Here is a 13,392-nt window from a genome sequence, read left to right on the forward strand (position 1 = left end):
CGTTTGTCGATTAGATATCAGCGTTCACACCCAACTATCGTTTGTCGATTAGATATCAGCGTTCACACCCAACTATCGTTTGTCGATTAGATATCAGCGTTCACACCCAACTATCGTTTGTCGATTAGATATCAGCGTTCAATACCGACTATCCTTTTTCGATTAGATAATCGTACTTACTAAACGAGGTCATAAATAGCTATAACTTGGAATTTACTCCCCTTAGATTATTAATTTATTTGATTAATTACCCAAATAAATCAGATAGTTAATTACTTAAGCCATAGCTCTGCATACAAAGTAATCAATTACTAATATACAAAACAGTATGGCGTTTTTACACGACGAAAGACTTTTTCTCAAAATTCAACTAAAAAATAATCTAGTGATCAAAAAAAATAGCGCCTAAGTGAACCAACAAATCCATAACCCCCATCTTTAAACTTTTTTATTGCAACATCCTGTGGATAACCTGTGAGAGACTATCGTTTGTTTATTAGCAATCCTTCGTCCGTTTACTTGTTTTTTTCGTTTGTATATCAGCCATCTATCGTTTGTATTTTGGTTATTTATCGTTGGTCTATTTGATCTTCAACGTTTGTCGTTTTAAAGCCAATTAACATAAGACACTGAAAATAATAAACAAATTAGACTTATCCCAATGTGTATATAAAAGATCATAAGATCAAGAAATAAAAAAAAAGAAGATAAAGATTATTTTAAGAGAGATCTTAAGGAGTTAGGCAAAAGATCCAAAAAATAAGAAAAGATCTTTTTTGTTTTTTAGAAAAGACATATACTCCCTAAACCACAACTTTTTTACACCACGAGCGATGATTACTGTCACGACAAAAACGCCAAACGATGGAAACTTGTTTACGTATCAACAACCGTTTGAGTTTAGGATTCAAGATTTTGCAGAAAGCGGTGTTTTAAGTGACAAAGAACTAATGTTCATCGAAGCCATCATTAATGGTCAACACTTTAAGGATGAAGCAAATCTAACTTCGATCAAGAAGATCAAAGAACTATTACCTACCCCTTTTTCTGATCGTCAAGTTGCTTACAGTATCTCCAAATTGAAGGAGAAGGAAATCCTTAAAGACATGGATTTCCAGTTTGTCAGTGCATCAAAACGACGCATCAGTATGTTCTCTTTGAATGCTTACAGTGCCCGTCATATAGTTGAAGATATCAACCAGACTCATTTGGTCAAAGCCAATATTAGTCGAGGCCAAAAGAATAGAAAACAAACACAAAAAAAACTTAAAGACTTGGGCTTTAACGAGTCACCAAACCCAGAGTCTACACAGGTTGTACGCCATCAAACTAGCTATCCATTTGAGCAACTGCTGGCCTTTACAAAGCAAAATGTCAAACAACTTGCAGGTTATGTAAACATCAAGGATGAAGAGGGTAAATTACACAAATGTCCTGCTCAAGTTAAGTCAACCTCACGCATTGTCAATCAAGACGATCTACAAAATTATTACACCATGATATCCCTGACTTATGGCTACCACCAACATTATCGGGATCTTTATCTTCGTGAGTGTAAACGGCCAGAAAATGAAACCCCAATAACGATCAACGAGATTTTGAGAGTTAGGGGGATGTCTCGGTCTAAACCTAATTACGAAAAAATTCGTACCAGTATCAACGCCCTTAGAGACAGCCATTACGATTTCAATGCACTGAAAGAAGTGAACATTAATAATGAACTGCATGAAATGTTCGCAACTGAGCGCTATCGGATTTTGGATGCAACACCTGTTTCATGCCATTCAGCTTCTATTGTAGATAATGAACTAGAGGATAATGCAACGGCCTACATCGTTCGCTGGCCACAACACTTTTTCGATAAACTTATTTTTGGCAAAACACCTTATGTTTTCCCTAAGGCTAGCTTGGCGGTCGATGGAACTTTGTTCATTCTGTATCTATTTTGTCGAAATTCAATTAAAGAGAGCCACACTCAGCAAAAAACGTATTCATTGGATTTGAAGACATTACACACACGTATAGCGCGTCAAGTTTCTTACAATCAGTTTACAGCTGATTTAAAGCGCAGTTGTAAACACCGGAAAACCAAAGAATTGTGTAATGTTGAAATCGCAAAAACAGGGAATAAAGCCGAGCTGATTCGTATGAATTTGTTTGGTTACAAGATCGTGATCGATTTCTATGAGGATATGATTTCGATTCATCTTGATAAGGAGAGTTGGAAAGCTGCGCTTGAGCTAAGTAGCCATACGCAAGATGCACCAACGATTTATAATCCTATGAGTGAATTGGCTGATAGTAAATTCTTTGAGATGTCAGTGGCTAAGCCTGTTGTTGATGAGAAAGTAGTGAATCCTGAACCTGTTGCACGTATTCGCTCTGTCGATGGTATTAATATCACGCGTCGTAAGTACGTTACCATTGTTCGTCTGTCGAAGATGGTCAGTATCTCTATGACGCATTATAACAATGACAGTGATTGCCTTGAGTTGGCTGAGTTGGTGACCGTTAAAAATAAAAGTGCGGTCTCTCACAGCAAGGTGCTTGCCTATTTGAAGCAGGTAAGAAAAGAAACACCACCACTTGAACAAGATAACGTGATTATTCAACAGCAAACGATTGATGCCCTGTCTGATGCTTTGTATCAGATCACTGATAATTGGGTTTTAGGCGATGTCATCGCGTTTTTCACTCGACGCAAAGCTGAACGTAAATTGCTTGCTGATTATCAGACGGATGGTAATGAAGATGCTTTAGATATCTTGGCCCATGATATTGTCAGGGCGGTAAGTAAATAATACGTTAATTGATTTATGCGGGCCTTGCTCTGGTACTATATTGGAGCAACCGCCATCCTACCCTTTTGATGGTTTTGAAATACCTAGATTTTTCCATTCTTCTCCTCATCGGTTAAGGGGAGAAAGATTACTTTTTGTCTCATTGTGATAGGTCGTCGATATTTCTATCTTTTTTAATTAAAAACTTTAAATTTCATTGTCTTACTGCGTTTTTGGTGATGTTTATGAGAATGAGGCAAGCCCCTTCTTACTGAAGAAAACATGGTTGCATCGACTCATGTTATGAGCCATATGATATGCATGCTCATACTTGCTCTATGAATAGCTATAAATAATAATTGTTAGTGAGTTCTATGTTCCTCTTCTCGGATGTTTATCTTTCTAGATTATTTATGCATTATGAATAATGCTGTAGGTAACAATGATAATTTAATCTTTATTTTAACTATTGGATTAATTCGTTAGATTTGATTACAGTACCTCTATCTTAAACAAGAAAGAATATATTGAATATGAGTGATGTATTTAGCACATTGTTGAACTTGCGCTCACTGCGAGCTGCTGCACGTGAATTGACGTTAGAAGAGCTTCAAGAGGGACTAAACAAATTACAATCTGTTGTTGTCGAAAGGGAAGAAGCTGAAGCGGAAGAACGCGCTAAAAATAAAGAGCGTGAAGAGAAGCTAAAATTTTATAGGGAGATGTTGGCTGCAGAGGGTATTGAGCCTGAAGAACTGTTGGCTTTGCTAAACTCGAAGCAAAAATCTAAGCGAGCTCCAAGACCAGCTAAGTATAAGTATACTGTGGATGGTGAAGAGCGTACCTGGACTGGCCAGGGACGTATGCCTAGTCCGCTGAAAGACGCTATCGAGCAAGAGGGAAAATCATTGGATGATTTTCTGATTTAATTCCATCCCCTTCAACGAGAGGGGGATTTTTTTCAATGTTGTGTCAGTACTATTCCCCCTTAAAGCCAAGATATTGTGCTGTCTTGAAACAAATTCGTTGTTTCTGGTGACATGTCGATAGCTATACAAAATTAAAAACACACTGCCGTTTATACTTTTTTCACAATATAAAAAGGGTTGCTTAGAGCAACCCTATGTTGAGCTAAGAAGGCTCCAAAATAATAATAATAGAATGCGTCTGTATTCGCGCGAATATTACACTGGCGAATGTTTTGCTGCAACCGTATTTAAAATTGTTATGTGTTGATTTTTGATTTGATGTTTGCAGCATCAAACTTGAAGATCAGACTTTGCAGGAAGAGTTGCCTGGTTATCGAGGCTATGCACGACGCGTGCGCTATCGGTTGATTCCCAATAGAAAGAATGGCGCGACGTCTTAATTGGCTGAATCATTTCTATGCCCCAAACAGTTTTAGAACGCGTGATTTTTACTATAAAACAGGCTCATGGATTCTGACGATCTCCTTTAATTTTGCAACAGCTTGTCGCAATACTCACTGTTAGGGAATGGACCAAAGTTGATTAGTTATGTTTAAGATGGCCACCTGTCTATCAACAACAATCGCATAACAAAATCGCTGGTTATTGGCAGAAAAAACTGGCGGTTCACCGATAGGACAAGCGGCACTAACACTAGTGCTGTATTCTACAGCATCATTGAAACGTTAAAGGCTAATAGCCAGGTTATGTATGACTACCTGGTACAGAGCATGAATGCGTTGGCCAAGCCAGAGCCGGATATCAATGCATTGCTTCCCTTCCCTGGAACATCTCACATTAATAATCACCAGTGAGTTTATGTGACGTTTGTGGCTCATACGAGGGAATATTCATTCTTATCTTTTACCACCGACCACTTGTTCTACGGTTGACTTGTTTTTAGAGTGTCAGATAACGCTCTCAAGACGTTTGTAATCTTCTTCATTTACAGAGTGATAAATATTTAATCGACCACTAATATCTCCATTGAAGTTCCACCATATTTGCTTATTTAGTGTGATTAAACCGAGTTCTGCATGAGCAAAGGTAGAATGGAGCTGTTCCGGCTGCTGCACAGTGTTACGATTCCAAAAATAAGAGAAAACTTCCGACAGCTCCTTAAAGCGACTGACCCGTGCTTTCAAAGTGAGATCATTAGGACGCGAGGCTGTGACGCTGCGTAAAAATCCCGCCATGCGTGTTAGCTGAGCTGCTAAATCCTTGTCATCGCTTACTTGTAAGAAACGTTGCCATGTTGGGTTAGTAATTGTTAGGTAGATATAATTTCGTTCTTCCTCTGGTAAGGCATTGATATCCAATCCGCACATACGATTAAAACTCTGATTGGTTTCAATGATGTCGAAATAATCATTTATAAGTAAAGCTGGTAAGGGGTTGAGTTTAGTTAAAAGTCGCTGACTCTCAGAAGTAATATTCATACAGGGTTGTTTTGCGACATCATCTTCCTGAGTGGCAAGCGTTTTCAGGTATTGTTTTTCTGATGGTGACAGACGCAGTGCCTTACTTAGAGCGGTCAGTGCTTCATGCGAGATACCACCTGCTTTACCGCGTTCAATTTTGCTGTACCACACGGTGCTTATACCTGCAATGGCTGCTACATCTTCACGCCTCAACCCGGGAGTACGAGTACGGGGTGGTTTAGGTAACCCCATTACTTCCGGCGATAGACTTTCCCGTTTACGGCGCAAAAAGTCACCAATTAGTTGTAAATTCTCACTGGACATTATTTATCCTGGTATGATTTATACGTGTCTAACATGTTTCTTGTACGACTCTAAATTACCACCATAATAGCGGCACATTTTGATTTGGGATACGTCTCAAGGATACTTTATGACTGCTACTCACAAACCACTTTCTTCGTTCGGTCTTTTGCTATTGGTCGCAGGACAACTGCTACCGCAAATCGATTTTTCCATTGTTAATGTTGCGCTCGATGTGATGGGGGACACCCTTAACACGAATGAAACAGGGCTAGTGTTGATTGTTGCATTGTACGGGCTCAGTTTCGCAACTTTGATTGCTACCGGAGGTCGTTTAGGTGATCGCTACGGCAGAAAACGTCTTTTTATGCTGGGAGTGGTTGGTTTTTGTATCGCTTCTGTTGTTTGCGGACTTGCCACCGACATCATTCCAATGTTGATCGGCCGTCTGTTACAAGGAATTTGTGGGGCATTATTGATGCCACAAATTCTTGCCACGATCCACGCCACGCTCAAAGGTGAACGTCATAGTCGTGCGGTTGGCATTTATACCTCTGTTGCTGGACTTTCTGTTGTTATCGGGCAGTTGCTTGGCGGGTGGCTGGTATCGGCGGATCTATTTGGACTGAGCTGGCGGATTGCATTTTTTGTCAATATTCCCGTCTGCCTGCTGATTCTAGGGCTTGGCTTTTTTATCATTCCAGAAACTCGGTCTGAGAACCAACCACATATGGATACTAGCGGCATCACTTTATTTGCCTTGTTTCTACTGTGTTTATTGCTACCGATCGCCATGGGTGAACATTGGCCACAACTTTGGTGGTTGCTACTTGGTTTATTACCGACAGGGGTTGGGCTGTGGACAGTAGAAAAACGGAAAGAGAACGCTGGCGAACAACCGCTTTTTCCACTGTCTTTATTTAAAACACCATCGGTGATAACCGGTTTCATTGGTGAAGCTGCCGTCACATTTACATATCCTGGTTATTTATTTGTGACCGCGCTTTGCCTGCAAAGCAAGCTGCACTTTAACCCACTACAATCGGGTAATACTTTTATGGCCTTAGGCATTATGTTTTTTGTAGGATCTTTGCTCAGCAAACCAATGAGTCAGCGTTTAGGTAACCATCGCAGCTATGTAGTTGGAACTGGCTTATCCTTCCTTGGCTTTGTGGTGACCATCACTTTATTTTGGTCTTTTAAAAGCACACTGCATGTCTGGAGTCTCATAGTGGCGACCGGTCTCGTTGGATTGGGTAATGCGATGATGCTCACCTCTGCGTTTCGTATCGCGCTGTCTCAAGTAGGCAAACACCATGCCAGTGAAGCAAGTAGCGCACTTATCACTGTTCAACAAGGCTGTTTTGCCATAGGTACAGCCTTTTCCGGGGCGATATATGCGGCGATGTTATCTCACGGTTATCTAGTTGCCATTGCGACGTCAATCGGTGTGCTCAGCGCATTATTACTCGTAATCGGCGTTGTACTGTTTTGCAAAAGACCACAAAAAAATGTGGCGCTAACTAAGAGGGGCCAGTTTGGGTAAAGGGGGCGTTTAATCAATCGCCGTGGTTTGATGGGGCGTATACCTTACTTCTTCCCGATAATGGGCATTACAGAGTGAATAGAGGCAGTGACGTTAAGTGGTTAGAGATACTTTTTAATCCGTCACGCTGGGTTTAGTGCACAAGCTTTAACACGAAAATGTCGGGTAGACGACACTTGTTACCAAGTGCCGTCCCCCTAAGAACCGTACGTGCAACTTTCACTGCATACGGCTCAAGCCTCCACAAAGGCATCGTATGATACCCAGCAACTTATAAAGCAGTTAGAGCAGGATCGTGCCAAGAGTTGCGAGCTGGCCTTTTGGACTTTCTCTTTGCCAAGTAATCTCGGTATTGAGGGTCAAATGGTGTCGTCGCACTTCGGATTTTCACGTGTCTCTCTATAGGCACTTTGGCTATTTGGAAGAGATTGAATTGGCAATCCATCTCCATGATCTTCTGCCAACCGTGAAATTGCCATTGGCCTTTACGATTGAGGAAGTATTTGTGGGTGACCCAATTCGTAGACTTCGTTGGATGACGCCTTTTAGCCCAATGCCATAACGCATGGAATAGCTTATGACCTACATATCCGAATACCTGCTTTGCAACGCAGTGTCGATAGTAATTCGACCAGCCCCTAAGTTTCGGATTTATCAACTTGATTAGATCGTTAACGGGGATGGTTGCGTGCTTCTTGATGAGTTCGCGAAGGTTACTCAAGAACAGCAGCGTGTTGGATTTGCTCGGTTTAATGAGCAATTTTCCTTTATACTTTCTATGATTAAAACCTAGGAAGTCAAAACCACTGCTGATGTGGGTAATGCGCGTTTTCTCTTCGGAGAGTGTTAAGCCTCTTTCCGCTAAGAAGTCAGCGATCAACGGTTTGATATCGTTCACCAGTACTTCCTTTGAAGCGCAGGTGACGACGAAATCGTCGGCGTATCCAATAAAGTTGGCTCTCGCACCCTTTTTGAGTGCGGTAGACTTTATGCTCTGTTCAAGCCCTGCAAGAGTCATTAGCATCAAGGTTGGGGATATAATCCCTCCTTGTGGTGTTCCCTCGTCAGTACGATAAAACAGCCCTTTGTCCATAAAGCCAGACTTTAACCATTGTTCCAACATGCGTTTATCTACGGCAATGTTATTAATAAGCCATTGATGTCCGATCTTATCGAAACAAGATTTGATGTCTCCCTCAAGAACCCATTCAGCGGATCGCTTTAGAGCCAAACACTTGAAGCACTGCGCAACTGCATCGGCGGTGCTGCGGTTTGGTCTAAATCCATAGCTATTAGGGTCTGCAAGTGTTTCTGATACTGGCTCTAGTGCAAGAAGGTGGAGTGCTTGTTGCGCCCTGTCTATCATGCACGGGATACCCAGCGGTCGAAGCTTGCCATTCTTTTTGGGGATGTAAATACGCTTGAGCGGTTTGGCCTTATACGCCTTTCTGCTCAATTGATTAACTGCTTTCATGCGGCGTGCATCTGTGTTCCAGATGACACCGTCTATTCCTGGCGTTTTACTGCCTTTGTTTTGTGATACTCGTTTAACAGCAAGAAGTTTTGCTGAGCGAGAATGAGTTAGTATCCATTGCAAGGCTTTCGCTTTGCCGTGTCTACCTTCTCTAGTTGCCTTTGCGATACGCATCTGAAGCTTTAATACATGCGACTCAACGGATTTCCAGTCGATTGACTGCCATTGAGTACTGTCAGGAGAGGCACTAATCTCTTTTGAAATCATCATTTGCGTTTCTCCTTGAATGAAGTTCTTCAAATTCTCTCGCAACGGGAGACCAGTCGGAAGTGGGCTCACTTTCGTGACCAGATATAAATCTGTATCTGCATCGTTACAATGCAGCCTTCGCTTTCTCCGACCTCCTATACCTGCATCACTATCGGCCACATAGGCTTTCCCAGAGGGAGCGATACAGGCTTACCGTGTTCCGTATGTCGCGCAATGTCAGGGTAGATGCCCGCTATGGTGCGGAGAGCTTTATTGACCACGAAAGAGTACTGGACAACCTCTTTCCTGCTCTCATTGCCTTTTGGCTACAGCGTATTAACCACTTCCGCTGTTTCATCACATAACGCACCTTACACGGATTCACGTATGTTCATCATACTGACTACCTAGCACTTACCCGATTCTGTGGTTCTCAGGAGGATCGTTCTCTCACGATTTCAACCCCGATCGGTATATGACCAATCTTCGTTACATTGTCAGAGCCGCTGCTTTATTCAGGCTCCTAGGTTCATCTGGTGATACAGATGGTTCACTCATCAAGCGGTGAACAGCGCTTCATACGACTTCACGTCGCACGTCCAGTAGTGAGTTACTAATAGACGGGTTGTACTATTTAGTTCTGAATCGTAAATCGATATATTATCGCATAGCAAAATACCCCCACCCCATATAACTAAGATAAACTAAGGCATTATAACTTTGACGATGGTTATTATGATTGGTTGCACTTGTTGTTACATGTTTAAGGCGATATTCGACTAAAATTGATGTTACCGTCTGATGCTGTATGTCAGTTGCATGGAGAAGATGTATTCACAATGGAGTGAGATATTCTTGGCTATATAAGGTTGTGTGCTGGTGGCTGGGCGTACTTTGGGTGGGATGAATTAAAAATGCTGCCCGAGGACAGCATTTTTTCTACTTATCTTACGCTAGGGCATCAATTACGGCTTGCTTGATTTTTGCCTGTAGCGTTTCGTCAAGTCCTGCAAGATTGATAACTGCACTCTTACTGTTTTTTTGTTTCCATTCAACTTTCTGTCTTGCAGTGTTCCCGTTCCACAGGGTTTCAGGTTCAACCTTCTTGCTTGACGATCGCTTTTTGATATTTAGCTGGTTGAAGCTGCGGTTAAGCAGGTCAAAGCGCTCATTAGATGTCAGCTCGTCTGGTGCGGTTGAGCCGATATTTCCAAGGTATCTTTCATGTAGTTGTTGGGGCTCAACGGTGCTGTCTTTTAGCGAGTTATTCAATGTGACCATACGGTTCATCAAACGCGCACTGATCTCATTGCTGCCCATAACCGACCAGAAAACAGGATCCAATGTGATCGCATTGAGGTAACGAGACATCAGTGTAGGATCTACGTTTTCGTTTTCTGCAAATTGTTTTTGGGTAAGATCTGGAGCTTCATCTTTTAATAGATTTAGTTTGGCAGCGAAATAATGTCCCCAGTCCAGGTAGCTGAATGCTTTACGTTTGTCTGACTGCAGAACGATAAATTCAGCATCTTTTGGCGCTATCTTTGTGTCACTTACATCAATCCGCAGTGGAGCATCGGCCATATCTGCACATGTCATACGGCGCGAACCGTCAACAACATACACTAACCCATCTTCCCCTTGGTAACCGATGGCATTGGTGATTTGGTTGCCGTTGGCAATGCCGTCATAAATATCAGCCAGCTTGTCACGGGTCAGTTCTTCCGGGCGACGGATGTTGAGTGGATCGACTCGAACATGCTTTTGGATCTCTTCCGTGCCTTTGTATGTGTGGAGCCTTAGTGATATCTCTTGGCCTGATGGCAGTTTGATTTTGTTCGTTACCGGTTTTGCCTGCGGTTTAATACCTGATGCACCTCGGTTGATACCACCGAAGCCGGTCACTTTTTTTGTTCTATTCATTAGTTAGCCCGTCCGGAAATTTTCTTGATATTAGCCATGATTTCTTCGTATACCGCTTTGGTTGAAACCACGGCATTGTCGTAAGCCGATGATGACGCGTATTTGTTGTCGCGGGCTTCGGTCTTCTGGATGTCAAAAATACTACGGTTGAGGTTGTCCGCAGCTAGGAACAGTTCAGAGTGCTTGATTGAATTTGAGCACAGGTGTTCAACAAATGAGCGGATAATCATGTTGGAGGTTTGCTCAACCTGAGGACTGTTAGAATCCACGTTGACACGTAAGCACTTGAACATCTTCAATTGCTCGCCACCGCTTGGCAGTTGGCGGATACGGTCTTTTATAAAGGTGATAAAGTTCTTCGTTGATAGGTAATCGAGCTTGTGCGGTGTTACCGGCAATAGCAGGAAATCTGCCGCTTCAAGAGCAGACCAACAAATGGGGCTATCCTGTGGCGGAGTATCAATAAAGATAATGTCGTAATGTTCTTTTAGGATAGGCAAGATGAAATTGCGCAGCTCCTGAAGCAGTTCTGCTTTGCCTTCATCATTAAGCTCAGCATAAATATCACTGAAAACCTCATCCTCCGGAAATGCTGAGTACACATCTAAATTAGGCAGGTGTGTGTTGAATGCCGCACCCAATACGACCTCTTGCTCTGAAAGGCCGTAGTTTTCGATATATTCGTTAAAGGACGGTGTGTATTTACGTAGTGCGATATCTGCAATAGTCAGATAGATCCCATCGTCATCTTTCGGCTGGGCTTGAAGACCTGCGGAACCCTGAGGGTCAAGGTCAAGGATACACACCCGGGCATTGAGGTTTAAATCTAGAGCAGCGGCCGTTGCCAAGGATTTCGTTGTTGTGGACTTACCCGTCCCCCCTTTATGGTTCTGAACAGAAATAACGCTGGATGTGAAGTCATCACGGTATTGGCGGTGACCAAGGTGGTCTAGGATCACCTGGACATCAAAGCGATTATAAAGAGAAGATTTACCCTGTTGGATAGGTTCGCCAATGACCTCTTCTTCTTCCAGCGCGGTGATGCGCTTGTTGAATGTTTTGGTTGATAGATTGACGATTTCACGGATTTTAGTTTTGTTTAATGAATGGTTATAGATAAGGCGATCGACACCTTCATCAAGTTCGCTGTCGGTAACATTTATACGTGACTTTTCATTGATGATGTCTTTTAAACGGACATCTTCATGCTGCATGCGTTCAGCGCAATCATCCAGTGCTAACAATACATCCATTTTATACCATCCACTCAACTAAAGAATATTTAATGCGATGATGATAATGGTGTTTCCACCTTAGAGCAATGATTTTTGTATTTTATTGTGGAATATTGTTGTCTTTAATTTACTTTGACAGATAAGATGGTACTTTTTTGTCACTTTCTTATTTAGATAAGTAGCTGATTATAAAAGGTTGTACCTGCACAATATCTCTTAGGTTTATTTTTGTCTATTTTTGCGGTTCGGGCGTTCAATCAGTATATTTTATGAGTGCTTTTTTAGTTTAGGGAGATATAAGTTAAGCGCTACAGTACTATTTGCCAGGGGATCACTACTACCTTTTCCGTTTTGTGTCTGTATTGCGGACAATAAAGTGAGCTACTGGTTGTTGTTAATGCGGTGGTTGATGGTTTTTAAGTGCGCAGCCATTGCGTGTCAATTTCGTTATCATCCCATCTTTGCCCATGGTGAGCTATCTGGATGCAAATCACCCTCACCTGTTTTTGGAAAAGAGGATATTGTTATTAGCTATCTGTTTCCCTCCTGAGAGTTACTGCTTGTTTCCTTTGCTGCAACCAGTTCGTAACTGGGCTTACGCAAGCAGTGATGATTTGTTCAGTCGATTTTAATTCCACTATGCTTTTGTCGCGGATATTAAGAGTGGCACTTTAACCCGGATCTATATCCTTAGTTCCGCAATATAGGCAATCCAATTTACGAATATCTTCAACTTTATGTCCGCAACAGTTACAAGCTTTATAGCTGGCATACCACTGTTCGATTTTATCAAGTGTGTGCCGTGCATCTTGGCTTTGTACTCTAGCTTTTCAGCAAAGCTATGCTATAAGGAACTGCTATGTGTTTAGTTAGCTAGCTTGTGATTCTTCTCATACTGACTCATTTCAGCGTTTCTACTATCTCCGTTTATCGACAACGAGAGAGTGACTGAGTCTGTGTTGAAAATCAGTACGAGTATTAGCGTTTACTCGTGGCATTTAGCTACAAGCAACTCGCTCTAGCTAGATTGGCGCTATTCTTCTGGCATGATAGCTGATGTTGTTTACGTCTGAGGTTTTTCTCTGCACACTCAACAAACCTTGGATTTGCTTCTTTTTTAACGTCAGATTAAATAGCAAATTGTGATAATTCTAAATCGATACCTCCCTCCCCCTCAACTTCTCTAACTGCCGACTCAGTGTTTGCTTGTTAGGACTCATTGAAAGGAAGTGAATTATTTTACTGTTTTTTTCCAATAGGTAGGGAGCTGACAAGCGGTAATTGTTAGGAGCTGAAGCGGTTTTGGGGACGTGTTAATAAGGTGTGCTTCTTAATGATTTTCATGTTTGTAGAGCGAAAAGGAAGGAATCAATACTTGCTGAAATCATAGAATAAAAAAACGCCATACAAAAGATGTATGGCGGTTCAATATCAGTAAGGTGATATAGCGATAAGGCTAGTATCAATTGAGTCAGTTTGATTTTATGAACATG

The 13,392-nt window shown here is 41.9% G+C and carries 7 protein-coding genes and 1 pseudogene; 4 read left to right on the top strand and 4 right to left on the bottom strand.

Going from position 1 to position 13,392, the window contains the following annotated elements:
* The first annotated feature begins 833 nt into the window (after positions 1–833).
* From C942_RS17040 to C942_RS25535, 3 genes and pseudogenes are all read left to right on the top strand, one after another.
* Positions 834–2,801 carry a replication initiator protein RctB domain-containing protein gene (locus C942_RS17040; protein ID WP_157372648.1) on the top strand — a complete coding sequence of 656 codons (1,968 nt, stop codon included), beginning with the start codon at positions 834–836 and terminating at the stop codon, positions 2,799–2,801.
* Between the two features lie 512 nt (positions 2,802–3,313).
* Positions 3,314–3,709, top strand: coding sequence for an H-NS family histone-like protein (locus tag C942_RS17045; protein WP_007468006.1), 396 nt, complete (start codon positions 3,314–3,316; stop codon positions 3,707–3,709).
* Between the two features lie 560 nt (positions 3,710–4,269).
* Positions 4,270–4,563, top strand: a pseudogene (locus C942_RS25535) (IS66 family transposase); the annotation flags it as partial.
* Positions 4,564–4,656: 93 nt separating this feature from the next.
* Here the strand turns inward: C942_RS25535 and C942_RS17050 are convergent.
* Entirely contained in the window at positions 4,657–5,493 is an 837-nt protein-coding gene (locus tag C942_RS17050; RefSeq protein WP_007468008.1) for a helix-turn-helix domain-containing protein, read from the bottom strand.
* Positions 5,494–5,602: 109 nt separating this feature from the next.
* Between C942_RS17050 and C942_RS17055 the strand changes: the two genes are divergently transcribed.
* Positions 5,603–7,018, top strand: a complete 1,416-nt coding sequence (locus C942_RS17055; protein WP_007468010.1) for an MFS transporter — start codon at positions 5,603–5,605, stop codon at positions 7,016–7,018.
* 271 nt (positions 7,019–7,289) lie between these two features.
* Here C942_RS17055 and ltrA read toward each other — a convergent pair whose 3' ends face one another.
* From ltrA to C942_RS17070, 3 genes are all read right to left on the bottom strand, one after another.
* Entirely contained in the window at positions 7,290–8,762 is a 1,473-nt protein-coding gene (gene ltrA / locus C942_RS17060) for a group II intron reverse transcriptase/maturase (RefSeq protein WP_036800777.1), read from the bottom strand.
* A 927-nt stretch (positions 8,763–9,689) separates the two neighbouring features.
* Positions 9,690–10,664 (bottom strand): ParB N-terminal domain-containing protein, encoded by a 975-nt coding sequence (locus C942_RS17065; RefSeq protein ID WP_007468016.1) that lies wholly within the window; start codon positions 10,662–10,664, stop codon positions 9,690–9,692.
* A complete protein-coding gene (locus C942_RS17070) occupies positions 10,664–11,917 on the bottom strand; it encodes a ParA family protein (protein WP_007468018.1) in 1,254 nt (417 codons plus the stop codon). The genes C942_RS17065 and C942_RS17070 overlap by 1 nt, the downstream gene beginning before the upstream one ends.
* Positions 11,918–13,392: the final 1,475 nt, after the last annotated feature.

Source organism: Photobacterium marinum (assembly GCF_000331515.1).
Lineage (GTDB): Bacteria > Pseudomonadota > Gammaproteobacteria > Enterobacterales > Vibrionaceae > Photobacterium > Photobacterium marinum.

Excerpts from the sequence above, each read along its gene's own strand:
- C942_RS17055 (WP_007468010.1), top strand. The coding sequence starts at position 5,603 with ATGACTGCTACTCACAAACCACTTTCTTCGTTCGGTCTTTTGCTATTG.
- C942_RS17040 (WP_157372648.1), top strand. The coding sequence starts at position 834 with ATGATTACTGTCACGACAAAAACGCCAAACGATGGAAACTTGTTTACG.
- C942_RS17045 (WP_007468006.1), top strand. The coding sequence starts at position 3,314 with ATGAGTGATGTATTTAGCACATTGTTGAACTTGCGCTCACTGCGAGCT.
- C942_RS17050 (WP_007468008.1), bottom strand. The coding sequence starts at position 5,493 with ATGTCCAGTGAGAATTTACAACTAATTGGTGACTTTTTGCGCCGTAAA.
- C942_RS17070 (WP_007468018.1), bottom strand. The coding sequence starts at position 11,917 with ATGGATGTATTGTTAGCACTGGATGATTGCGCTGAACGCATGCAGCAT.
- C942_RS17065 (WP_007468016.1), bottom strand. The coding sequence starts at position 10,664 with ATGAATAGAACAAAAAAAGTGACCGGCTTCGGTGGTATCAACCGAGGT.
- ltrA (WP_036800777.1), bottom strand. The coding sequence starts at position 8,762 with ATGATGATTTCAAAAGAGATTAGTGCCTCTCCTGACAGTACTCAATGG.